This is a genomic window from Streptococcus oralis (genome assembly GCF_003942585.1).
In the GTDB taxonomy this organism is placed as follows: Bacteria; Bacillota; Bacilli; order Lactobacillales; family Streptococcaceae; genus Streptococcus; species Streptococcus oralis_BE.
Map to the genome: position 1 here is coordinate 13,797 of NZ_RJNK01000002.1, position 24,647 is coordinate 38,443.

General features: G+C 42.1%; 21 protein-coding genes. 6 read left to right on the forward strand and 15 right to left on the reverse strand.

Annotation, left to right across the window (positions count from 1 at the left end; translation table 11 throughout):
* The first annotated feature begins 27 nt into the window (after window positions 1-27).
* Window positions 28-687 carry a hypothetical protein gene (locus D8862_RS03610; RefSeq protein ID WP_125448726.1) on the forward strand — a complete coding sequence of 220 codons (660 nt, stop codon included), beginning with the start codon at window positions 28-30 and terminating at the stop codon, window positions 685-687.
* Window positions 688-765: 78 nt separating this feature from the next.
* On the opposite strand, the gene dnaJ is transcribed toward D8862_RS03610, so the two are convergent.
* The 13 genes from dnaJ to D8862_RS03680 all read right to left on the reverse strand — a co-directional run bounded on the left by dnaJ (window position 766) and on the right by D8862_RS03680 (window position 17,217).
* The gene (dnaJ, locus tag D8862_RS03615; protein WP_125448727.1) at window positions 766-1,902 is read right to left on the reverse strand and encodes a molecular chaperone DnaJ; all 1,137 of its coding nucleotides are present in this window, start codon (window positions 1,900-1,902) and stop codon (window positions 766-768) included.
* Window positions 1,903-2,059: 157 nt separating this feature from the next.
* The gene (locus D8862_RS03620) at window positions 2,060-2,692 is read right to left on the reverse strand and encodes a DJ-1/PfpI family protein (protein ID WP_125448728.1); all 633 of its coding nucleotides are present in this window, start codon (window positions 2,690-2,692) and stop codon (window positions 2,060-2,062) included.
* Between the two features lie 239 nt (window positions 2,693-2,931).
* Window positions 2,932-4,761, reverse strand: coding sequence for a molecular chaperone DnaK (dnaK, locus tag D8862_RS03625; RefSeq protein WP_125448729.1), 1,830 nt, complete (start codon window positions 4,759-4,761; stop codon window positions 2,932-2,934).
* Between the two features lie 255 nt (window positions 4,762-5,016).
* Entirely contained in the window at window positions 5,017-5,541 is a 525-nt protein-coding gene (gene grpE, locus D8862_RS03630) for a nucleotide exchange factor GrpE (RefSeq protein WP_125448730.1), read from the reverse strand.
* A 38-nt stretch (window positions 5,542-5,579) separates the two neighbouring features.
* On the reverse strand, window positions 5,580-6,614 hold the full coding sequence (gene hrcA, locus D8862_RS03635) for a heat-inducible transcriptional repressor HrcA (protein ID WP_125448731.1): 1,035 nt from the start codon (window positions 6,612-6,614) through the stop codon (window positions 5,580-5,582).
* Between the two features lie 160 nt (window positions 6,615-6,774).
* Window positions 6,775-7,287: a DUF2812 domain-containing protein gene (locus D8862_RS03640; RefSeq protein WP_125448732.1), complete on the reverse strand. Its 513-nt coding sequence runs from the start codon at window positions 7,285-7,287 to the stop codon at window positions 6,775-6,777.
* A 34-nt stretch (window positions 7,288-7,321) separates the two neighbouring features.
* Window positions 7,322-7,897 carry a DUF2812 domain-containing protein gene (locus D8862_RS03645; protein ID WP_125448733.1) on the reverse strand — a complete coding sequence of 192 codons (576 nt, stop codon included), beginning with the start codon at window positions 7,895-7,897 and terminating at the stop codon, window positions 7,322-7,324.
* Window positions 7,897-8,217 carry a PadR family transcriptional regulator gene (locus tag D8862_RS03650; protein WP_125448734.1) on the reverse strand — a complete coding sequence of 107 codons (321 nt, stop codon included), beginning with the start codon at window positions 8,215-8,217 and terminating at the stop codon, window positions 7,897-7,899. Before D8862_RS03650 ends, D8862_RS03645 begins: the two co-directional genes overlap by 1 nt.
* Window positions 8,218-8,328: 111 nt before the next feature.
* Window positions 8,329-9,675, reverse strand: a complete 1,347-nt coding sequence (gene glnA / locus D8862_RS03655) for a type I glutamate--ammonia ligase (RefSeq protein WP_125448735.1) — start codon at window positions 9,673-9,675, stop codon at window positions 8,329-8,331.
* A gap of 36 nt (window positions 9,676-9,711) precedes the next feature.
* A complete protein-coding gene (gene glnR, locus D8862_RS03660; protein WP_125448736.1) occupies window positions 9,712-10,068 on the reverse strand; it encodes a transcriptional repressor GlnR in 357 nt (118 codons plus the stop codon).
* Between the two features lie 76 nt (window positions 10,069-10,144).
* On the reverse strand, window positions 10,145-10,672 hold the full coding sequence (locus tag D8862_RS03665; protein WP_125448737.1) for an FUSC family protein: 528 nt from the start codon (window positions 10,670-10,672) through the stop codon (window positions 10,145-10,147).
* 124 nt (window positions 10,673-10,796) lie between these two features.
* Complete coding sequence (locus tag D8862_RS03670; protein WP_001096770.1) at window positions 10,797-11,996, reverse strand: phosphoglycerate kinase; 1,200 nt, start codon at window positions 11,994-11,996, stop codon at window positions 10,797-10,799.
* A gap of 229 nt (window positions 11,997-12,225) precedes the next feature.
* Entirely contained in the window at window positions 12,226-17,217 is a 4,992-nt protein-coding gene (locus tag D8862_RS03680; protein WP_125448738.1) for an endo-beta-N-acetylglucosaminidase, read from the reverse strand.
* A gap of 341 nt (window positions 17,218-17,558) precedes the next feature.
* On the opposite strand from D8862_RS03680, the gene D8862_RS03685 reads away from it, so the two are divergent.
* The gene (locus tag D8862_RS03685) at window positions 17,559-19,190 is read left to right on the forward strand and encodes a Na/Pi cotransporter family protein (RefSeq protein ID WP_125448739.1); all 1,632 of its coding nucleotides are present in this window, start codon (window positions 17,559-17,561) and stop codon (window positions 19,188-19,190) included.
* Window positions 19,191-19,288: 98 nt separating this feature from the next.
* Here the strand turns inward: D8862_RS03685 and D8862_RS03690 are convergent, their stop codons facing one another.
* A complete protein-coding gene (locus D8862_RS03690; RefSeq protein WP_125448740.1) occupies window positions 19,289-19,585 on the reverse strand; it encodes a bacteriocin immunity family protein in 297 nt (98 codons plus the stop codon).
* A 20-nt stretch (window positions 19,586-19,605) separates the two neighbouring features.
* Window positions 19,606-20,670: a glutamyl aminopeptidase gene (gene pepA / locus D8862_RS03695; protein ID WP_125448741.1), complete on the reverse strand. Its 1,065-nt coding sequence runs from the start codon at window positions 20,668-20,670 to the stop codon at window positions 19,606-19,608.
* A 236-nt stretch (window positions 20,671-20,906) separates the two neighbouring features.
* Between pepA and D8862_RS03700 the strand changes: the two genes are divergently transcribed.
* The 4 genes from D8862_RS03700 to D8862_RS03715 all read left to right on the forward strand — a co-directional run bounded on the left by D8862_RS03700 (window position 20,907) and on the right by D8862_RS03715 (window position 24,630).
* On the forward strand, window positions 20,907-21,866 hold the full coding sequence (locus D8862_RS03700; RefSeq protein WP_125448742.1) for an ABC transporter permease: 960 nt from the start codon (window positions 20,907-20,909) through the stop codon (window positions 21,864-21,866).
* A complete protein-coding gene (locus D8862_RS03705; protein ID WP_001159835.1) occupies window positions 21,856-22,812 on the forward strand; it encodes an iron chelate uptake ABC transporter family permease subunit in 957 nt (318 codons plus the stop codon). Before D8862_RS03700 ends, D8862_RS03705 begins: the two co-directional genes overlap by 11 nt.
* On the forward strand, window positions 22,809-23,561 hold the full coding sequence (locus D8862_RS03710) for an iron ABC transporter ATP-binding protein (RefSeq protein WP_125448743.1): 753 nt from the start codon (window positions 22,809-22,811) through the stop codon (window positions 23,559-23,561). The genes D8862_RS03705 and D8862_RS03710 overlap by 4 nt, the downstream gene beginning before the upstream one ends.
* A gap of 97 nt (window positions 23,562-23,658) precedes the next feature.
* Complete coding sequence (locus D8862_RS03715) at window positions 23,659-24,630, forward strand: siderophore ABC transporter substrate-binding protein (protein ID WP_125448744.1); 972 nt, start codon at window positions 23,659-23,661, stop codon at window positions 24,628-24,630.
* Window positions 24,631-24,647 lie beyond the last annotated feature (17 nt).

Consider the following 24,647-nt stretch of genomic DNA (forward strand, 5'->3'; position numbering starts at 1 on the left):
ACTAGATTCGAACAGAAAAGGGAGGGAATGAAAGTGAAACAGTTTTTAAAAGTTCTAGCGAAGGTCATCGCGATCCCTTGTGGTTGCCTCTGCCTGCTTGTAGCCTTGGCATTTCTACTACTGATGAATCTTTTCAAGGCCTCACCGAGTGACATCCAAAAAGGAAATGAATCCTTAAAACAAATCTTTATCTCCCTTGACCTCCCTCCTGAGAAAGTAGAATCAAATGGAAGGTATCAATTCGAGGGTGGAGGCTTACATTTTTATGTTACTTTCTCAGATGAGGTTATCAATAGTCACACCGTCCTAAAAGAAAGTCCAAAACTCACCAAAAATCGACTCGAAGTCTATGTCCTCCAGACAGGAGAGATTTCCTACTATAAAGTAGGGGATAACTTGTTCAATCATGGTTTATTGCAGTTTTTAGAGAAAGAAAGCGAGAAGTATCTCCAAGAAATCGGAAAGAAATTTAATCCCAATTACTCAATTCTCTTTTGGAATGATCAGGAAAGTCTTAAAAAGGGAATTGCATTCTATGAAAAAGCTTTGACCTTGGTGGATATTCAGGATAACTCGGCGATCAAGCATATTGATACCATCACCGTTAAGCCTGGCAAAGAAGCAGAAATCAAGCAACTCATTCAGGACATGGATGCAGCTGGCTTGCTCACTCAAAAGTATAAATAGTAGGCTAACTGGAAAATGATTTTTCGACGCTAAATTTCCCAAAATTATACAAAAAAGAGCCTTGAGGCTCTTTTTACTTTATTCTCCTTCAAAGGCATCTTTTATATGGTCAAAGAAACCTTTTTTCTTTGGATTGACTTTCAAATCGCCTGCAGCTGCGAATTCTTTCAAGGCTGCTTTTTGGCGGTCGTTCAAACCTGTCGGAGTCACAACATTGACAGTAACATATTGGTCACCAACGGCACCGCCACGAAGGCTCGGTGCTCCCTTACCACGTAGACGGAATTTCTTGCCAGTCTGAGTTCCTTCTGGGATGACCAACTCAACATCGCCATGCACGGTTGGAATCTCCACAGTATCACCAAGGGCTGCTTGGACAATATTAAGATTCAACTTGTAGAAAATGGTTGTTCCTTCACGTTCAAATTTATCACTAGCTTCAACTGAAACCACCACGTACAAGTCACCATAAGGACCACCGTTAAAGCCTGCTTCACCTTGACCCGCTAGGCGGATTTGTTGGCCTGTTTCCACACCAGCAGGGATCTTCACATGTACACTATGAGCTTGTTTTTCATGACCTGTTCCATGACAAGTTGTACATGGGTCTTTGATTTCCTTTCCGCGACCATGACAGACATCACAGGTTACTTGACGACGCATCATACCAAGCGGAGTCTGCGTATCGACGTTAATGACACCAGCGCCATGACAGCGTCCACAAGTGACTGGACTTGTCCCTGGCTTAGCACCAGAGCCATTACATGTACGACAGCTTGCTTCACGGTTGTATTTCACTTCTTTTTCCGTTCCGAAAATGGCTTCTTCAAAAGTCAAATTCACACGGTATTGGAGGTCATCACCTTGGCGAGGAGCGTTAGGATTGCGCGAAGAACCGCCTCCGCCAAAGAAACTTGAGAAGATATCCTCAAAACCACCGAAGCCACTTGCTCCGTCAAAGCCACCGAAACCACCAGCACCACCAAAGCCACCGTTGGCACCCGCAGTACCATATTGGTCATAGGCAGCACGTTTTTGGTCGTCACTCAAAGTCTCATAAGCTTCTTGAACTTCCTTGTATTTTTCCTCAGCGCCAGGTTCCTTGTTGATATCTGGGTGATATTTTTTGGAAAGCTTACGATAAGCCTTTTTGATCTCGTCTGCCGAAGCGTTTTTTGACACCCCCAGACGATCATAAAATTCAGTATTGTTCATAATTCAAGATACAAAGGGCGTCAAACGGACACAGCCAAAATAGGAGTTTTGACGACGGACGCTTGCGTCCTAGAAAAAACTATCTTTTTGGCACAGTCCGTAGCCCGTGTTCAGTTACGAACACCCTTATTCCTTTCTGTAATTTATAAGTAAATCTTTAGAGGATCTTTTCTATACTCTGCTTCACTTCATCAAACTCTTTGTCCGATAGAGTAAAAATCAAGTCCTCTTCTGAATATTCGTTCTGTTCTTTAAAATAGTTGTCAGTATTTTCTGCCAAACCTAGACTAAGAATCACTTTTCTTGCAAACTCTTGATGTGCAAAACCTATAGCCGTAATGATATTTTTATCTTGCACAAGAACTTTGGGTTGGAAATTTTCACGTGGAAGAAATTCAAAATAGTCAAAGAAGTTTTGCCAAATTCCACCTGTAAATTTCGTGTCATTCAACAAGCCAGCTTTCGCTAACAAAACGGGCGCAGAAGAAATTGCTGTAATTAAGATATCCTGCTCACCGAGTTCTTTCAAAAAAGAATTTAATTTTTCATCCTGTAGAGCAGGCCCTATATTTACCATTCCTGGTAAAATGATACAAGAATACTCTTCTATACAGATTTGATCCAATGTTTTTGTAGGTTGACAAGGTAAGCCATCCTCAGATATAACTATCGAATAATCTGAAGCGACATAATCAATCGTGATGTCAAAAGACAGAGCTAAAGTACTTGTTAAAGCGGTTATCTCATAAAGAGAAAAATTAGGATAAATGATACAAAGTACTTTTTTCATACGCAACATCCTCTATTTTACCGAAAAACAGAGGCTGGGTTGCAACCTCTGGATTTCTTCCTATCATTACGACGTTCAAAAACAAAGTCGATTATACTTTGTTTTTGAACTAGTAAGGCGTTTAGGCAAGTCGCCATAGCGATTGCCGTAGAATGACAATCACTTTAGTGATTAGTCATTCTTAACTACCTCGCTCTCCTGATTTTCAAGCTCGGGATAAAATAGTCCACTGGACTATTTTATTTCTCCGTAAACTCTCCGTCTACGACGTCATCGCCTGCGTTTCCTGTTGCTTGTGCGCCTTCTGCTCCTGCTTGTGCTTGAGCTTGTTGTGCTGCTGCAGCTTGTTCGTAAAGTTTAACAGCAAGTCCTTGAGCTTTTTCGTTCAATGCTTCAAGTTTTGCTTTCATTTCGTCCAAGTTGTTGTCTTCTTGGGCTTTCTTAAGATCATCAAGGGCAGCTTGGGCAGCGTCGCGTTCTGCGTCAAAGCCTTTTCCTTCAGTTTCCTTGATGGTCTTTTCAGTTGCGAAGATTGCTTGGTCAACTTCGTTACGAAGGTCTACTTCTTCTTTACGTTTCTTATCTGCTTCAGCGTTAGCTTCTGCATCTTTCATCATGCGGTCGATTTCTTCATCAGTCAAACCTGAGTTCGATTGGATAACAATTGTTTGTTCTTTTTGAGTTCCAAGGTCTTTGGCTTTAACAGATACGATACCATTCTTGTCGATGTCAAATGTTACTTCGATTTGAGGAATTCCTCGAGGTGCAGCTGGGATATCTGTCAATTGGAAACGTCCAAGAGTCTTGTTATCTGCTGCCATTGGGCGTTCACCTTGAAGAACGTGGATATCAACGGCTGGTTGGTTGTCTGCTGCTGTTGAGAAGACTTGTGATTTAGATGTTGGAATAGTAGTGTTGCGATCGATAAGTTTTGTGAAGACGCCACCCATTGTTTCGATACCGAGTGACAATGGTGTTACATCAAGAAGGACAACGTCTTTGACATCACCAGTGATGACACCACCTTGGATAGCCGCACCCATAGCAACAACTTCATCAGGGTTTACTGATTTATTTGGCTCTTTTCCAGTTTCAGCTTTCACAGCTTCTACAACAGCTGGGATACGAGTTGAACCACCAACAAGGATAACTTCGTCAATTTCTGACAAGCTCAAACCTGCATCTGAAAGGGCTTGACGAACTGGAACTTTTGTACGTTCTACAAGGTCACGAGTTAAATCGTCAAATTTCGCACGAGTCAAAGTCATTTCCAAGTGAAGAGGGCCAGCTTCACCTGCAGTGATAAATGGCAAGCTGATTTGAGTTGAAGTTACACCAGAAAGGTCTTTCTTCGCTTTTTCAGCTGCATCTTTCAAACGTTGCATTGCCATCTTGTCAGTAGACAAGTCAATACCGTTTTCTTTCTTGAATTCTGCTACCAAGTGGTCGATGATTTTTTGGTCAAAGTCGTCACCACCAAGTTTGTTGTCCCCTGCAGTTGACAATACATCGAAGACACCGTCACCGAGTTCAAGGATAGAGACGTCAAATGTACCTCCACCAAGGTCGAATACCAAGATTTTTTCTTCTTTGTCAGTCTTATCCAAACCGTAAGCAAGAGCTGCTGCAGTTGGTTCGTTGACGATACGTTCTACTTCAAGACCAGCAATTTTACCAGCGTCTTTTGTTGCTTGACGTTGAGCATCGTTAAAGTAAGCTGGAACTGTGATAACAGCTTTAGTTACTTTTTCACCAAGGTAATCTTCAGCGTAACCTTTCAAGTATTGAAGGATCATAGCTGAGATTTCTTGTGGAGTGTATTCTTTACCATTAGCAGAAACTTTTTCAGAAGTTCCCATCTTAGATTTGATAGAGATAACTGTATCTGGGTTTGTTACTGCTTGACGTTTCGCAGCATCACCAACGATGATTTCACCGTTTTTGAATGACACTACAGATGGAGTTGTGCGGTTTCCTTCTGGATTTGCGATGATTTTGCTTTCAGTTCCTTCAAGAACTGCAACTGCTGAGTTTGTTGTACCTAAGTCAATACCGATAATTTTAGACATGTGTTTTTCTCCTTAAATTTTATTTTCTATTTTTCTTTTTGATACTCTTCTTAGGTGGCGGCGCTGTCAGAGCTTGGCTTCGTCAATCTCTTTGACTAAACTTTGAGCCTAAGGTCTCAAAGTTTGCGCAAATAGCGTCACGGCGAAGAGTATCGCCTTTGGTTCGCTTCGCTCACTATTGCAAAGCTGAACTACTTTTTTATCTTTCTTTCATAGTTTATTGTCGTTTCGGACAAGATTTTTAAGCTCTATTGCCTAGTTGTATACTACTACCATGGCTGGTCTTAGGATACGATCATGGAGTTTGTAGCCTTTTTGGAAAACTTGGGCGATGGTGTCTGCTGGGTGTTCATCGTCTGCTGGGAAAGTTTGGATGGCCATGTGATAGTTATGGTCAAATTCACCATCAGCTGCGATTTCTTCGATTCCTTCTTCTTTCAAAGCGTGAATCAAGCTCTCTTGCACCATCTCCAATCCTTTTTTGACATCGTCTGTCAATCCTTCAACTGCAAGTGCACGTTCTAGGTTGTCGAGCGATGGTAAGATTGCTTTTGCCAAATCTTGACTACGATAGCGTTGCAAGTTTTGACGCTCTTCATTGGCACGACGTTGGATATTTTGCATTTCTGCATGAGCGCGAAGATATTTATTTTCGAACTCGTCCGCACGTTCATTGGCTAGTTCTAACTCTGTTTTCTCAGGAGTAGTTTCTACAGCTTCTTCAGTAGCTTCCACAACTTCCTCTTCTTTTACTTCTTCGTTTTTTATTTCCTCAGACATTTTTCGCCTCCTTTTTAGGAATTTATGTAATTTCATATTCAACTCACCTCATAATGATTACTACTCAAATAGCGATAGAAATCTGTGAGTTTCATAGTTAAGACTCGATTGACCACATTGAGTTGATTAACCAATTGCTGGTAATCCAGATTAACCGGACCGATAATGGCAAGAATTCCAAAACCTCGATAAGGAATGAGGAATTTACTGCTAATCACTGCTAGGTCTGCTAGACAAGACTCTTGACTGTCCGCAACACGGACATTTTGCATTTGATCTTCATGCAGACCCTCACGAATTTCCAGAGCCACTTTCTGTGGTTGGTCAAAGAACTGATAAGCTGCTAGATTTGCAAAATTCAAGAGATTGACCTTACCAGCCACCACAATGTTTTCGTTGAACATTTCCTTAAAGATGTGTTCAAAGAGATCGATGACATTGTCCGTCGTTGTGAAGTAACGCTGGATAATCTGCGGAATCTCCGTCCGAATCTTGTAGTGAATATCTAGAACGGTGTGACCTAGGAAACGTTCCTGAATGATGCTCTTCAGTTTCAGCAAATCCTCCTGCAAGAAGTTTCTTGGAATCAAAAACTGACTGGTAACCGTTCGCGATTCGTCTAAGGTAAATACTGCCAAGGCTGTATGTTGTCCTAAAATAACGATATCAAAGGCTGTCAGCCGTTGTCTGCTGGGCTCAACATCCAGTGCCACTACCGTACAACCACTCAAGTCTGTTAGTAGATTAGCAGCCTCTTGCAGAATATCCTCCAATTTGAAGAACTCCTGATCAAAGGCTTTGACAATCTCATAAACCTCATTTTCAGCTAGTCTGTCGAAATCCAGTGAGTGTTTCACATAGTACTGAAAACCAGCAACACTTGGCATCCGACCACTTGAAGTATGAGCTTTCTCAAGCAAACCTTGCTTTTCTAAAGCCGCCATATCATTACGAATGGTTGCACTGCTAGAGTTAACAGACTCTTGCAAGGCTTTGGATCCGACAGGTTCGTGCGTTTTGGTAAAGATGTCAATAATCAGATTTAAAATATCCTGCTGACGCTCTGTAACCATCTCATCACTCCTCTCTGTCTGATCAATTAGCACTCAATACACTCAAGTGCTAACTCATGATTCTATTATACACCCTTGAAAGATAATGTCAAGACAAAAACTCAAAAAAATAGCACTCTTTTACCAAGAGTGCTAAAAATCGGTCTGAGGACCTAGAACCTTACTGTTCATCTACTTGGTATTTCCTTTTAAGTCTGTAATATCCATAGATCAGATAAGAAATCAGGAAAGCGTATAGAACAAAAATAATGAAGAAAGATATAGAAAGATCTTCTCTAAATAAACTCATACAGACAACAAAACCACCTAAGAAAGTAGCTGTACATGAACGAAGTCTAGATCGCATGACTTCCCATCTGAGCCCCTTATTCATATAGACTTGATCCTCCGGAAGTAAATCAGAAGCTGATTTACGAAGAATTGAACAAAAACCTGTTTCTATCGATTCCCAACCTCTATTTCTAAAATCTTGTAGTTCATGCTTATACTTTTTAAAAAATCTAGAATCATAGATATGATAGATGACATCATCTGGTTGGCATTGTTCAAAATAGAAAAAACCAAAACGATTAGTTCTATATCTCCAACCTTTCAAGTGCATCTCATATAAATATTCTTCCTCCTTGTCCAAATCAACTATTGTAAAAATCCGAAATTGTACTTCACTATTCATTGTCTTACCTCCAGATTAGAAAATAGGTATTGCTTCATTTATCAGATAATTCTTTCCACTTTTGAAACAATCTCCAAAAAATATAAGAAATCTGAACCACCAGAGCCAACAATAAAACACAATCTATGATAGTAAGCAAAAACACTAGCCCGCTAAAAACGTCTCTTTCACTGAGCAACTTTAAGAACAACGGAATCAACATTGACAAGAAAAACAAGACAGGAAGCAACCGCAGTCTTAAAATCCGATTAACCATATCTAACTTGCTAGTAGCATCGTTATAAATCTCAAACTCAGCATCTGATTCAATTTGAGAATAAGGTTTTCTAAAGTAGGAAAAACTATTAAAGTCTGTAATATGCTCCCAGCCACAGTCTTTAAACAGTTGTAAATAGGAGGATCTCTCTGATTTTTCCATCGGGTAAAAATCCAACTGATAAGATACTTGTTCCGGCTGACACTTTTCAAAGGTATACTTAACTACAAACAATAAGATAGAATAGCTTACTTTCCTAAGCTTCCAGCCCTTAGCATGCATTTCTCTAAAGTATAGAGCCTCCCTCTCATAATCCGCAATTGTAAAAATTCGGTAAACAATTTTCTTTTCCATCATCCTTCCTCCCGACTATTTCTGTAGAGTCGTTCAATACGTTTCAATTCAATATCTAAGACTTTGCGTCCCAAGTCTGTAATCTGATAGATTTTACGTTTTTCCTCCTCTCGGACAAAGGAAATCAAGCCATCCTTTTCCATTTTCGACAAGGTTCCATACATAGTTCCAGGACTAATCAAAACTTGCGAATCTGTCATCTCCTTAACCTTTTGTGTAATACCATATCCATGATTCTCCTTCTGTAGACAAAACAAGATATAAAATCCTGTTTCCGTCATCGGAAGATAGACCCGACGAATCTTATCCGCTAATTCCATTTATAACTACCTCCCATTCAGTTCAATATATCGCACCTCGTTATATAAAATATATCACATCTCGATATAAAACGCAAAAAAAGACCGCCCTCAGGCAATCTTTCTTCTATATTAGTAAAGGTCTAGATAATTATCAACTTCCCATTGTGACACAAAGGTTGCATAGCTAGCCCACTCGATACGTTTGGCTTCGAGGAAGCTCGTATAGATGTGTTCACCTAGGGCTGCCTTGACCACGTCATCCTCAGTCAGAGCTTTCAAGGCGTTGTGAAGCGTTGATGGAAGATCTGTGATTCCAGCTTCCTTACGCTCTTCTGCCGTCATGATGTAGATGTTTTCTTCGATTGGAGCTGGTGCTTCGATTTTGTTTTCAATACCGTGTAAACCAACTTCCAAAAGAACTGCCATCGCGATATATGGATTTGCCATCGGATCCACTGAACGCAACTCAAGACGGGTTCCCATACCACGTGAAGCAGGAACGCGCACAAGCGGCGAACGGTTACGACCAGCCCAAGCAATGTAAACAGGCGCTTCGTATCCTGGAACCAAACGTTTGTATGAGTTAACTGTTGGGTTCATGATGGCAGTATAGTTATAAGCATGCTTGATCAAACCACCAAGGAAATGGTAGGCCGTTTCAGACAACTGCATTCCTTTTGGATCGTTTGGATCAAAGAAGGCATTATTTCCTTCTGCATCAAACAAGGACATATTACAGTGCATACCTGATCCAGCAATACCAAATTTTGGTTTCGCCATAAAGGTTGCGTAAAGACCGTGTTTGCGAGCAATGGTTTTTACAACGAGTTTAAAGATTTGAATCTTATCACAGGCACGGAGGACTTCATCATACTTGAAGTCAATTTCATGTTGTCCAACCGCAACCTCGTGGTGACTTGCTTCTACTTCAAATCCCATTTTGGTCAAGACATTCACAATCTCACGACGTGTATTGTCTGCAAGGTCAGTAGGGGCCAAATCAAAGTAGCCACCCTTGTCATTTACCTCAAGAGTCGGATCCCCATTTTCATCCAGTTTAAATAGGAAGAATTCTGGTTCTGGACCAAGGTTGAAGGATTTAAATCCTACTTCTTCCATGTGACGAAGAGCACGTTTCAAATTGCCACGAGGGTCACCTGCAAATGGTTTACCTTCTGTTGTATAGACATCACAGATCAAACCTGCAACACTTCCGTTTTCATCTCCCCAAGGGAAGACTGTCCATGTATCCAAGTCTGGGTACAAGTACATATCTGACTCATTGATACGTACAAAACCTTCAATAGAAGATCCATCAAACATAGCCTTGTTTGACAAGACTTTATCTAACTGTTCATCTGTAGCAGGAATTTCGACGTTTTTCATCGTTCCCAAAATATCTGAGAACATGAGACGAATAAAGGTAACATTTTTTTCCTTGACTTCACGACGAATATCTGCAGCTGTGATTGGCATGGTTTTTCTCCTTAATATATGACTACTTGCGATTGCCTAACCGCGACCAAAAGGTGAATGTGCTGAAGCAAAGCGTCCCTGCTGGAGGAGTTCATTGTGAAGTGCGCGACGCACTTCCGTTGGGCTCACTGCTTTCCTGGATTTCGCCTCACGTTCAGCATATTTCTTCTTAATGGCAGCGATATTGAAACCTTCAGAGATATAATCTTTGATTTCAAGCAGACGATCCATGTCATTCAACGAATACATGCGACGGTTCCCTTCGTTTCGATCAGGTTTGATCAACTCTTGATCTTCATAATAACGAATCTGACGCGCCGAGAGATCGGTCAATTTCATAACACTGCCGATAGGAAAAACAGCCATATTTCGGCGAAATTCTCTTTCCTTCATTTACAATTTCCTTCTTCCTGTCTATTATAGTCTAAAAAAAGACAAACGTCAACGAATAATGTCATAAAATGTAACATTATTTTCTTTTTTTCTCCCAAAAGAGTTTCAGTTGCTCAATATCATAATTTACAAGGATTGCGACAAAAACTCCCATAAATGTTTCAAATACGCGCGCAAACACGTACAAAAATGTTTCTCCGCTCGGTATTGATAGGGTAATGATCAACATAGCTGCTACACCACCAATAACTCCTGCCTTGTTGTTCATAGCAACATTTGTCATAATGGTTAACATGGTGCAAATTGGCACAATCAGCAAGGTTACCCAAAAAGCTTCTTGAAATAAGGTATTTAAGAGGAAAAAGACAAGAGCATAAAAACCTCCGATGCTATTTCCTAAGATACGCGAAGTTCCAAAATGGACGCTCTTATCAAAACTTTCTCGCAAACTAAAGACTGCTGTCAAAGCCCCGATTTGCAGTCCCTTCCAGCCAAAAAAACCAAAAATCAAGAGAACTAGAAAAACAGCAATGCCGGTTTTAAAGGTTCGCATGCCAAGTTTGAACTGTAACTTATCAAATTTATATTTTTTAAAATAACTCATAATCTCAACTTTCTATTTCCATTTTATCATAAATTAGTTGATTTTATGAGCCAAAATCAATAGGAAACGTTTTAAATTCAAACAACAAGAAAAAGAGGAAACAAAGTTCCTCTTTTCATAATTCTTATTTTTCAGTCAAAGCTGCAAGTCCTGGAAGAACTTTACCCTCAAGGAGTTCCATTGATGCTCCACCACCAGTAGAGATCCATGAGAACTTGTCTGCACGACCAAGGTTGATTGCTGCGGCAGCTGAGTCACCACCACCGATGATTGATTTCACGCCTGGTTGTTTCACGATAGCGTCCATCACACCGATTGTACCAGCTTGGAAGTCAGGGTTTTCAAATACACCCATAGGTCCGTTCCATACAACTGTTTTCGCACCAGTCAAGGCTTCGTCAAATTTAGCGATAGATTTAGGACCGATATCCAAACCAAGGAAGCCTGGATCAACTGCTTCACCTTCTGTGTCTTTCACCTCAGTGTAGTCAGCAAATGCGTTTGCTTCTTTTGAATCAACTGGCAAGATCAATTTGCCGTTTGCTTTTTCAAGAAGAGCTTTAGCGACATCCAATTTGTCTTCTTCTACAAGTGAGTTACCGATTTCGATACCTTGAGCTTTGTAGAATGTGTAAGTCATCCCACCACCGATAAGAACTTTATCAGCTTTTTCAAGCAAGTTTTCGATAACACCGATCTTGTCTGAAACTTTTGAACCACCAAGGATAGCCACGAATGGACGTTCTGGAGCTTCAACTGCTTCTTGGATGTAGGCAATTTCATTTTCAAGAAGGAAACCAGCAACTGCTTTTTCAACGTTTGCTGAGATACCAACGTTAGATGCGTGTGCACGGTGAGCTGTACCGAATGCATCGTTTACGAAGATACCATCTCCAAGAGATGCCCAGTATTTACCAAGTTCAGGATCATTTTTAGATTCTTTCTTGCCGTCAACATCTTCGAAACGAGTGTTTTCAACCAAGAGAACTTGTCCATCTTCAAGAGCGTTAACAGCGGCTTCCAATTCAGCACCACGTGTAACACCTGGGATAAATTTAACTTCTTGTCCCAATTTAGCAGCCAAGTCAGCAGCTACAGGAGCAAGTGATTTACCTTCTTTGTCTGCTTCTTCTTTTACACGTCCAAGGTGAGAGAAGAGGATTGCACGTCCACCTTGTTCAAGGATATACTTGATAGTTGGAAGAGCTGCAGTGATACGGTTGTCATTGGTAATCACGCCATCTTTAACAGGTACGTTGAAGTCAACACGAACGAGAACTTTTTTCCCTTTCAAGTCAACGTCTTTAACAGTCAATTTTGCCATTAGATATGACTCCTTCTTTTTTTATACGTGTTAATTATATCACAAAATCAGCAAAAGAGATAGAAAAACCCTAAACTTTTCTTGTTCTTTCTTGCAACTGAAATTAGCATTTTTTTAATAAAATCTAGAAAGACCTCATCAAATAAGTAATTAAAACAAGGTTTGACCGACCTGCAGTCAAACCTTATTTTTAGTTTTATATGAGGAAATCCAAGATTCGTAAATCCGATTAGTCTTCTCTCCTCTTTCTAGAAAGCAAGCCGTAGCCACTCATTACTCCGAGGAGTCCCAGCGCTACTAGACTAGCTTCTCTTGAAACTCCAGTATTTGGAAGCTCTCTGCTTGTTTCTTCAACTTTTGCTGGTGCAGCTAAAAGCGCTTGATCCCTTGTTTGTGAGGATTGTTCTTCTTTCATTCCAACTTCTGTGATTTCTGGGATAGCTTCCTTGAGAACTTCAGTTGAACGAAGGGTGCGATTACCTTTGGCATCTACTTCTACTAGACGACGAACTTGACCTTCAACTCCAGCTTGCACAACACGGCGTTGTCCTTTGAGAAGGTCGGAATTTGGTCGTTCTTGATATTCGAAGGAAACTGTGCCCTCTTCAACTTCCAGTTTCGGAATTTCTAGAACTAGGTCTTTTACTCCCTCAGCTGGTTGGTTGCTTGACAGAACTTTTGTACCAACTTCTGTGATTTCTGGGATAGCTTCCTTAAGAACTTCAGTTGAACGAAGGGTGCGTTTGCCCTGAGCATCAACTTCTACAAAGCGACGAACTTGGCCTTCAACTCCAGCTTGCACAACACGGCGTTGTCCTTTGAGAAGGGCTGCATTTGGTCGTTCCTGATGTTCGAAGGAAACTGTGCCTTCTTCAACTTCCAGTTTCGGAATTTCTAAAACTAGGTCTCTTACTCCCTCAGCCGGTTGGTTACTTGACAGAACTTTTGTACCAACTTCGGTAATTTCTGGGATAGCTTCCTTAAGAACTTCAGTTGAACGAAGAGTGCGATTTCCTTGGGCATCTACTTCTACTAGACGACGAATTTGGCCTTCCTCTCCTTTTTGGACAAGTTGACGTTGACCTTTGAGGAGGGCTGCATTTTGTCTTTCTTGGCGTTCAAAGGATTTTGTTTCTGTTTCAACAACCAGCTCAGGCAAAGCCTCTACTGTAGGAGCTCCTTCGTTAGGATCCATGCTGCCAACGTGGTGACTTTCTTCTGCAGGAGCTAGTTTCTTATTCAGCTTTTCTTTCATTTCCGCAAATGCTTGAGGAGTTGGCGTTTGTGAGGCTAACAAAGCTTCTGCTTGGGCAATCAACTCAGCTTTAGGACCTTTTTCACGGACAGATTCGAGCAATCCTTCCAATTCCTCTCTAGCAGTCTGATAACGTTGATTTCCATCTAAGTCTGTCCCGGCTTGTTTCAACTCATTCAAAGCCTGGTTGACTTCTTCTTGACTGGCATCATGGTTTTCTGCAACAACTTTCGCTGCATTGAGCTTCTCTACTAGTGCTGCTTGTTTGTCCTCACTTGAGAAGGTGTAGGCAAGGGTTGACTGACGGCCTTGGGCAGCAGTGATTTCTTGTTTGAGGTACTCATCGTTAACAGCTGCTTTTGGAGAAACCAAGACATCAAACTCAGCGGTGTGCCCCTTGTAATGCAAGCTCAAGGTCTGACGACCAGTCTTTTGAGCATCGTAGCCCGTAATTTCAACACCTTGATCTGTGAACGTATGACTTTCTTCTGTCTCATCATCATAGAGAACGCCAAAGCGACCTTCTGCAAGATCCAGTTGCTCTCCTACTAGATAATCCGTTTTCGGTTTCTGAGTAATGTACAAACCTGCTACTTCTTTCGGCTTCCCTTCATCTTGACCAGTCACTTGTACGTTTAAGTCACCAGTAACTGGAAGCCCAAGGTAGCTGACTGTGAGCTTCTGTTCCCCTTTTTGATGAGCGTCGTATCCAGATACAGTCACACCTAAGTGAGTAAGGTTGATCAGCTCGTCAGCTTGTCCCCCTTCGTATTGAACACGGAGTGTTCCGCCTCTGAGGTCAAGTTTTTCTCCCTCTTTATAAACTGTCTTCTTAGGTCCTTTTTCAAGGCTAACTGCAGCAATTTTCCTCTCATCCTGCGGAATCGCTACTGCCAAGGTGTTACTGATTTCTTTGCCAGATAGTTGGGTACGATAGTAGAGGAGAGTTGGTTGCTTGTCAAAGGCCAATGGTGCTGTTGCCAGATCGCCACCAGTTTCAGACTTCAATGTTGCAATCGGTGTTTGTGAATCCGCCTTGTCGTAAACGGTGATGGTCGCCCCTGCTGGAACATCAGAGAAGCCTAGTTGAACTTGATGGTTTCCAAGTGAACGAGCAGCCACCTTAGCCATTGGAATATTTTGACTTTCTGTATCTAGTGTTTCGTACATCTTCCAGTTGTAGATACGAATGGCTTTCCAAGGTGTTCCATTATCAGATGTAATGACATGCAAACGCCAGTCTTGAGCGGTGATTGGTTTGTCAAGAGTGATATCTGTAACGTGCGCTTTGTTGCCACGGACTTCCTTAGCTAGTTTCCATTCACCATCTGCATCTTTATAATAAAGATCAAAGTCCTTGGTATTCATCAAACCATCGTTAACAGACTCACCACCGGCTCCTGCATGATCCATGACCCATCTAACAACACGACGTGGCTTGGTCAAGCGAATATCCACACTACCGCTCAACTGAGCTGAAGACCACTTATCTGATAGACTTGTAATCGTACCGTTCAACATACCCTCGATGCCTTCCCCACCTTCAGTATTTGGGAAAGTGCTACCAATAACCTTTGCACCTGGAACAATATTTTCAGCTAAAGGTCTTGGGAGAGTCGTATCCTGAACTGTCATGCCCCAGTTAAAGGATGCCGTCGCCGCTTCAGAACGGAGACCATTTTTACCTACTGCAACGACTTTCAATTCCTGAGTCGTACCAGTCGCATTAGCAGAGCGGCTAACTTTTGGCAAGTAGATGGTTGAAGCAGATGAACCTGTTAACAAACGCCAGTTATCCCCATCTTTTTCGTAGACTTCATAGAAATCCGCATCTTGGTTACCCGCAAACTGGACCACTGCTTCAGCTTCTTGGGCATTCTTAAGAGATTGTTTCACAACAGAAAGACCTGTCGGCGCTTGTGGTGCTTGGTGATTGTCTGAAATTGTTAATTGACCTAGGTTGAACTGATAATCTTTTACAGCTCCTTCATGCTCGAAGAAGAGTTTGACTGCATAGATGGTTTTACCTGCTAGTGAGCCAAGGGCAATTTCTTCATTTGTCCAGTTATCAGATAAAGTCAGTTCTTTCCATGCATTTGCATCCTCAAATTTGTAGTCTGGAGTCGTAGAGAAGGCCATATAAACTTTAGAGCCTTTTCCTCCCTTGTGGGCAACACGGAGTTTGGTTTTCTCAGTCACTTCTAGTTTAGTAGAATACAAATTCACATCCTGGTCCGTCTCACCAGCTACATCACCTGAGAATTTAAGGGAGTTCCCACCATTATAGGCATCTGTAAAGTCGTATTCTGCACGAAGTTTTTCCCCCGTTGAAGTCTGCCACCAGCGCCATGTTGGCAAGACACCTGAAACAGAACGGTAGTTCCACTCAGAATCCTTAGAAACTTTGCCGTCTACAAACCACTTTCTACCATGACCTGTATTAAAAGAGGTAGTGAAGGTCCGACCTACTGCTGGAGTGCGATCCGCAACTAAATTGGCAATTCCATACCACTCTTTATCACCTGGTTTTTGAGCCGTTGGATCTCCTTGATAACCTGTAAAGAAGATGTCTTCGTTCTTGTGGTAGTCTTCACCTGTTTTTCCTAGACTGGTAATCGTATCTGGTGCAAAGAGTCCAAGTGACAAACGCAACTTGCCTTTTTCATCTAAGAGGGCATCCCATTTGACCTTGGTCTTATATGAACCACCTTGTTGCAATTCTAAGCCTGCAAAGACATCATACTGGCTACGTTCTAGCCATTTTGCCATCTCTACGGAGTGGTCATTCTTTTCCTTGTTCCAGTTGAAATTGGCAAAAAATTGATCTGCGGGGACTTTGTCACCTTCTTTTTGCATGAACTGATAGTTGTAATCACCAAGACCATCTTCGTGGTAACGGCCATATTTGTAAGTCATGGCATCGTACCAAGCATACTTGATTGGATGGTTGACCTTAGCTGCGTATTCTTTTGTATAGAGCATGAACTGGCGCATTTTTTCTCCAAGAGGTTCTACCAATTCACCCGTTGTTTCTTGGTTGATGAAATAGCCATCAAAGCCATAGTACTTAGCAAGATCGACGAGTTTTCGAGCTATAGGGAAGGTGCCATCCTCATCTTGCTTCAAAGCCTCAGCAAACTTCTCTTGGTCAGCAATGCTGTTTGACCAGTTGAAGAACAAGGTTCCATAAACAGGAACACCATTACGGTGCCCTGCATCAATGACATCTGGAGTTGGGACTAGGCCTTCCCAGAAGACCATTGAATCCAAATATTGCCAGTAATCAAAGGCGTAGGCCTTGAATTCTTCTCCACCAACAGAAGCGTGGTCTTTAGCCTTTGAGTTGGTATTTGCTAGCGCCTGTACCTTGGCCCTTCTGCTTGCTTTTTCGTTAACCAACTGACCTCTATGGCGCTTGGCGAGTTCAACTGAGGAACGATTGATGGAATCATCCTCACGCGCACCAGGTTCCCATTTCAACAAATCTTCCCAAGTGTCAAACTTGATTTCTTTTGGTCGGAGACTCTTCTCTTCATTTTTAGGAACGTCTGCTAGACTTGGTTTCTCGGCTTTATTATCAATCACTTGAGGTGCTCCCTCAGGCTTGACTCCTTCTTTGTCAGTTGCTGGAGCTGGCTTCTCAACTTTTTCTGTCTGAGCTGGCTTTGCCTCTTCTTTTTCATTGAGCAAATCAGCTATTGCTGGAGAGTTTTCTGAAATTGGTTGCTCAGCTACTTTGTTTTCAGTTTCTTCTAATTGTTTTTCGACGACTGCAGTGTCTGGACTCGCTGTTTCACTAGCGCTTGTAGCTTGGGCGCTCGTATTGGCAACTGCCTCAGGGACAGTAACCTGGTCGGCAAGGGCTGGGCTCGCAAATAGAGCTGAACCAATCATCAAGGAACAAGCTCCGATTGACAGCTTACGAATACTGTAACGGCAACGTTTTTCAAAAAATAGATCTTTCATCTTATCCTCCTAATAAAACAAAAAGTAAGCGCTTTACTTTTTAGATAGACAGCAACTGTTCTTAGTGGACACCACCAGAACAGGATTATCTTCATTTTATCTTATATGAAAGCGTTGTCAATATACTTGACACAAAAACTATAACTAGGATAAGAAACAGTTAAATTTGGATATAATCCTTTCAGACATTTATACCTGAGGTAAGAACTCTATTTAAGGAAGAAATTTAAAAAAGTTAGCGATTTCTTACTAAAATATCAAGAAAACACTTGTGGGATTTACTTTTATCCTTTAAAATAGAATAGGAGAAATTCCGCGATTATTTTTCGGAGGAAAAAGAAATGTCCATTAATTGGCAGGAAATTTTATTTCACTTTTTAGGAGGTCTGGGGCTATTCTTATATAGTATCAAGACCATGGGAGACGGTTTGCAACAAGCTGCTGGAGATCGCCTTCGTTTTTACATCGATAAGTACACCAGCAATCCCTTTTTAGGTGTTCTAGTCGGGATTGTCGTGACTGCCCTGATTCAGTCAAGTACAGGGGTTACAGTTATCACGGTTGGACTGGTCAGCGCTAGCCTTCTAACTCTTAGACAAGCTATCGGAATTATCATGGGAGCCAACATCGGAACCACCGTTACTTCCTTTATCATCGGTTTCAAGCTTGGCGAGTATGCTTTACCCTTGATTTTCCTTGGAACCATGTTCCTATTCTTTACAAAAAACAGAACAGCAAACAATGTCGGGCGCATCCTGTTTGGTGTAGGGGGGATCTTCTACGCCCTTAACCTCATCAGTGCTGGTATGAGTCCGCTTAAAGATTTACCACAATTCAAGGAATATATGGTAACCTTGGGACAAAATCCTATTTTAGGAGTTTTTGCCGGTGCAGTGATTACCGTTCTCATCCAAGCTTCTTCTGCGACAATCGGGATTTTGCAAGGTCTCTATGCAGGTGGATTCCTTGACCTTAAAGGTTCTCTACCAGTTCTCTTCGGGGATAATATCGGGACAACCCTAACAGTTATCATCGCGGCAGCTGGAGCCAATGTCTCTGCGAAACGCGTTGCTGCAACCCACGTCACCTTTAACGTATTAGGAACTATTCTTTGCTTAATCTTATTAGGCCCATTTACGTCAATGATTGAGTACTTCCAAGCACTCCTTCACCTCTCACCTGAGATGACCATCGCCTTCTCGCACGGTGCCTTTAACGTAAGTAACACCATTGTACAATTTCCCTTCATCGGAGCCTTGGCCTACTTTGTAACCAAGCTCATCCCTGGTGAAGATGAAGTTGTCAAGTACGAGCCGCTTTACCTTGATGAGCATTTGATTAAACAAGCTCCATCAATCGCTCTCGGAAATGCGAAAAAAGAACTCCTTCACTTGGGAAATTATGCTTCTAAAGCCTTTGACCTTTCATACAACTACATCATTGACCTCAATGAAAAAGTTGCTGAAAAAGGCCACAAGACAGAAGAAGCCATCAACACAATTGATGAAAAATTAACTCGTTACCTTATTACTCTTTCAAGTGAAGCCCTTAGCCAGAAAGAAAGTGAAGTGCTCACCAACATCCTTGATTCATCCCGTGATTTGGAACGGATTGGGGATCATGCAGAAGCCCTAATCAATCTGACTGACTACCTTCAACGTAAAAATGTCGAGTTCTCTGAAGCTGCTTTGCAGGAATTGGCTGATATTTATCAAAAAACTACTGGCTTTATCAAAGATGCCCTTGATAGCGTGGAAAACAATGATATCGAAAAAGCTCAAAGTCTGATTGAACGCCATAAAGAGATTAACAATATGGAACGCATCCTCAGAAAGACCCACATCAAACGTCTTAATAAGGGTGAGTGTTCAACACAAGCTGGGGTCAACTTTATCGACATCATTTCCCATTACACTCGTGTATCTGACCACGCCATGAACCTTGCTGAGAAGGTCATCGCTGAACAGATTTAATTGGTAAGAAATCACCTTGACTTAGGTGATTTTTTTTCGTCTCTTAATCCAGACTGATTCCACTTCTATAACAAAAAATACTCTGATTCACAATGGAATCAAAGCATTTTAAAGAGTTCCCCAAACATAATAGCAGAAACCGCGGTTCCTCTGTACTTAGCTTCTTCTCTTTTGATAAAACGAGCCAAGTTGATCAACTCAGGTGCTGGGTGTTTGGGATTTCTGAACAGTTCAAGATTGATAAGTCCTGAGAGACGGACTGCTAATAATTGCTCATTTGTAGTAGGCAGTTTCTTAGCAGTCTCTAGGAGAGCTGCGACTAACTCTTCACTCAAGCCCTGACGGGCATGGTTATAGAGATCTTTTATAAGGCTTTCTAGGTTTGGTTCTGCCATTTCGCGCACCTCTCTTATGTTTAATAATTTTTAATCAAATCAACCGTTGAACGGTCTAATTTTTTCACCAAGGCTTGCAAGAAAGCTTGAGCTTCTAGGAAGTCATCCATAGCATAAAGGGTTTGGTGAGAGTGGATATAACGAGCACAGACACCGATAGTTGTAGAAGGAACACCGCCATTTTTCAGATGAGCTGCCCCGGCGTCCGTTCCGCCTTTACCACAATAGTATTGGTACTTGATACCAGCTTCTTCAGCCGTTGTCAAAAGGAAATCCTTCATACCTGGGAGAAGCAAATGACCTGGATCGTAGAAACGGATCAAGGTTCCATCCCCAACCTTGCCCTGACCGCCATAAACGTCACCCGCTGGCGAGCAATCCACTGCAAGAAAGACTTCTGGGTCAAACTTAGTTGTGGAAGTATGAGCACCACGAAGACCAACTTCTTCTTGGACGTTCGAGCCAAGATAGAGTTCATTTCCGAGTTTTTGACCTGACAAAGCTTCTGCTAGCTCACTAACCATAAGAACACCGTAGCGGTTGTCCCAAGCTTTGGAGATGATATTTTTTTCATTGGCTGTAAGAATTGCGCTACTATCAGGGACAATCGTGTCACCAGGACGGATTCCAAAGCTTTCTGCCTCAGCCTTATCCGCAAAACCGCCATCAAAAACGATATCCGAGATAGCTGGCATGGTTGGTCCACCTGTTCCACGTGTCAAATGTGGAGGAACAGAACCTGAGATCACAGGAATTTCACGACCGTCACGAGTAAAGAGTTTGAAGCGTTGGCTGCTGACCACCATAGGATTCCAGCCGCCGATTTCAACGACACGGAAGGTTCCGTCTGGCTTAATCTCGCTGACCATAAAACCAACTTCATCCATGTGAGAAGCGACCAAAACACGCGGTGCATCCGCAACTTCTGAATGTTTAATACCAAAAATACCACCCAAGCCATCTGTCACTACTTCATCCACGTGCGGTGTCAACTTTTCATGAAGATAGGTACGGACAGGTGCTTCATGACCTGAGATTGCAGCAAGCTCTGTTACTTCTTTGATTTTTGAAAATAATGTTGTCATATCAGTTCCTTCTTTCTGTCCTCCATTTTACCACTTTTTATAGGAGAAGGATAGTGAGAAGGTGGATTGGTTTTTACTCAGTTTTCCAATAAAAGAGAGGGGCAAATGTAATTTCAGGAATTTTTCTTTCTTTTTACATTAAATTGTCAGAAAATTTATTGACAGATTAAAAAAATCGTGTTACATTTATATCCGCAGGTATCTTTCGATTCCAAATCTACACGAAAGGACGGGGTATGAAACTCTCTCATATTTTAACAGGCTTACTTCTACTCCTAGTCTTTCTCTCAATCACCATTGGAACCAGTGATTTTTCTTGGGAAAAATTCTTTGCTTTTGACCAACAGACTTGGCTTCTCTTTCAAGAGTCGCGTCTTCCAAGAACCATCAGCATTCTCCTTGCAGCCTCCAGTATGAGCATGGCAGGGCTCCTCATACAGACCATCACTCAAAATCAGTTTGCTGCACCAAGCACAGTTGGAACGACTGAAGCCGCCAAACTGGGAATGGTGCTAAGCCTCTTTGTCTTTCCGTCTGCGAGTCTGAGCCAAAAGATGCTCTTTGCTTTTGGCTCATCCATTTTATTTACCCTCTTCTTCCTGGCCTTTATGACTATTTTTTCTGTAAAGGAAAGGTGGATGTTGCCCTTGATCGGGATTATCTATAGTGGGATTATCGGTTCTATCACAGAAGTTATCGCCTATCGTTTCAATCTGGTTCAGAGTATGACTGCTTGGACCCAGGGCTCCTTCTCCATGATTCAGACCCATCAGTATGAGTGGCTCTTCTTAGGCCTCATTATCCTGATAGCCGTTTGGAAATTATCCCAAACCTTTACCATCATGAATCTAGGGAAAGAAACCAGTGAAAGTTTGGGGATTTCTTACTCCCTACTGGAAAAACTGGCCCTCTTTCTGGTGGCGCTAACGACAAGTGTCACCATGATTACCGTGGGTGCCTTGCCTTTTCTCGGGGTCATCGTTCCCAATCTGGTCCGCAAGCGCTATGGAGATAATCTGAGCCAAACCAAACTCATGGTCGCTCTGGTCGGCGCCAATCTGGTTCTGGCCTGCGATATCCTCTCTCGAGTTCTCATTCGGCCCTATGAGCTGTCTGTCAGTCTCTTGCTAGGAATCATCGGTAGCCTCGTCTTTATCCTGCTTCTATGGAGAGGGGGACGAAAAGATGCAGTTTAAAAGCAAACATACCAAGCTCTTCTGCCTTCTCATTATTCTGGCCATCGGAGCTTGTCTCCTCTACTTTTGGCCTATTAGTCACCTATCTGTCTTTGCTTGGAAACTTCGTTCTCAAAAGATTGTCGTTTATCTCTTGGTAGCTATCGCGACAGGGATTTCGACCATTAGTTTTCAAACCCTGACGGAAAATCGCTTCCTAACGCCAAGTATTTTGGGAATCGAATCCTTCTATGTCTTGCTACAGACCCTGCTACTGGTTTTTGAAAGCAAATTTCTACAGCTTGAAAAGTCTCCTATCTTAGAATTTCTAGTCTTGCTTCTGCTTCAATCCCTCTTCTTTCTTGCCTTACAAGGCTACTTGAAGACACTGATGAAACAAGACCTGGTCTTCATCCTGCTAATCTGTCTAGCACTCGGAAGTCTCTTTCGAAATATCAGTACCTTCCTCCAAGTCCTGATGAATCCAAATGAATACGATAAACTGCAGAACAGTCTCTTCGCCTCCTTTCAGCATCTCAACACTTCCATCCTAGCCATCGGTTCTCTGATCATCCTCGCTTTGACAATCTTTTTCTTTCGAAAAGCAGTTATTCTGGATGTCCTACACCTGCAAAGAGAAACGGCTCAGATACTGGGACTCGATGTTGAAAAAGAACAGAGAGAGCTCCTCTGGGGCATCGTGCTTTTGACCTCAACAGCCACTGCCTTGGTAGGGCCTATGGCTTTCTTCGGCTTTATGCTTGCTAACCTCACCTACCTAATCATCAAAGATTATCGGCATAAGTTGCTCTTTATCGTAGCCATTCTGATTGGATTTATTAGTTTGACCTTGGGGCAAGCCCTAATCGAACGAGTCTTTGCGCTGGAAATTCGCATCAGTATGATCATTGAGAGTGTGGGTGGCTTCTTATTCTTTATCTTACTTTATAGGAGGGCGCGTCGGTGAAACTGGAAAACATTGACAAATCCATTCAAAAACAGGATATTTTGCAAGACATTTCGCTTGAAGTCAGTCCTCATAAACTGACAGCCTTTATTGGTCCAAATGGTGCTGGAAAATCAACTCTCCTCTCCATTATGAGCAGACTGACCAAGAAGGATCAGGGAATTCTCAGTATCAAAGGTCGTGAAATTGAGAGTTGGAACTCGCAAGAACTGGCCAAAGAACTCACCATCCTAAAGCAAAAGATTAATTACCAAGCCAAATTGACCGTTGAAGAATTAGTCAGCTTTGGACGTTTTCCCTACAGCCGTGGTCGACTGAAGGTAGAAGACTGGGAAAAAATCCGAGAAACTCTGGACTATCTAGATCTGACCAACCTAAAAGATCGCTACATCGATAGCCTGTCTGGTGGACAGCTCCAACGTGTCTTTATCGCCATGGTACTAGCCCAGGATACAGACTTTATCTTGCTAGACGAACCGCTCAATAATCTCGATATCAAGCAAAGCGTCAGCATGATGCAGATTCTCAAGCGACTGGTGGAGGAACTAGGGAAGACCATAATCATCGTCCTCCACGATATCAACATGGCCAGTCAGTATGCAGATGAAATTGTTGCCTTTAAAGACGGCCAAGTCTTTTGCAAGGGAACGACTGCTCAAATCATGCAGGCTGACCTGCTCAGTCAACTCTATGAGATTCCTATCACGCTGGCTGATATCAATGGCAAAAAGATCTGTATCTATAGCTAGCTATTCTGAATTCATGTTAGAGAACCCTCTGTCTCTTAGCTAACAAGCCTATCTAAGAGACCCCTACATCGTTATCACATTTTAAAAAGGAGAAATCATGAAAACATCCCTTAAACTTTATCTCACTGCCCTAGTGGCCAGCTTCTTGCTCTTTCTTGGTGCATGTAGTACAAATACAAACTCAAGCACTAGCCAGACAGAGACAAGTAGCTCTGCTCCAACAGAGATAACCATTAAAAGTTCACTGGACGAGGTCAAACTTTCAAAGGTTCCTGAAAAGATTGTGACCTTTGACCTCGGTGCTGCGGATACTATTCGTGCTTTAGGATTTGAAAAGAATATCGTCGGAATGCCTACAAAAACTGTTCCGACTTACCTAAAAGATCTTGCAGGAAATGTCAACAATGTGGGTTCCATGGTTGAGCCAGACCTAGAAGCCATTGCTGCTCTTGAACCAGATCTAATTATCGCTTCTCCACGTACCCAAAAATTCGTAGACAAGTTCAAAGAAATTGCTCCAACTGTGCTCTTCCAAGCAAGCAAGGACGACTACTGGACTTCTACCAAGGCTAATATCGAATCCTTAGCAAGCGCCTTTGGTGAAACTGGTACACAGAAAGCCAAGGAAGAATTGGCTAACCTAGATAAGAGCATCCAAGAAGTCGCAACTAAAAACGAAAGTTCTGACAAAAAAGCCCTTGCTATCCTCCTCAACGAAGGAAAAATGGCTGCCTTTGGTGCCCAATCTCGTTTCTCTTTCTTGTACCAAACCTTGAAATTTAAGCCAACTGATACTCAATTTGAAGACTCTCGCCACGGACAGGAAGTCAGCTTTGAAAGTGTCAAAGAAATCAATCCTGACATCCTCTTTGTCATCAACCGTACCCTTGCCATCGGTGGAGATAACTCTAGCAACGATGGCGTCCTAGAAAATGCCCTTATCGCTGAAACTCCTGCCGCTAAAAACGGTAAAATCATCCAACTAACACCAGACCTCTGGTATCTAAGCGGAGGCGGTCTTGAATCAACTAAACTCATGATTGAAAACGCTCAAAAAGCTTTGAAATAAGCAAGAAAACCCAACAT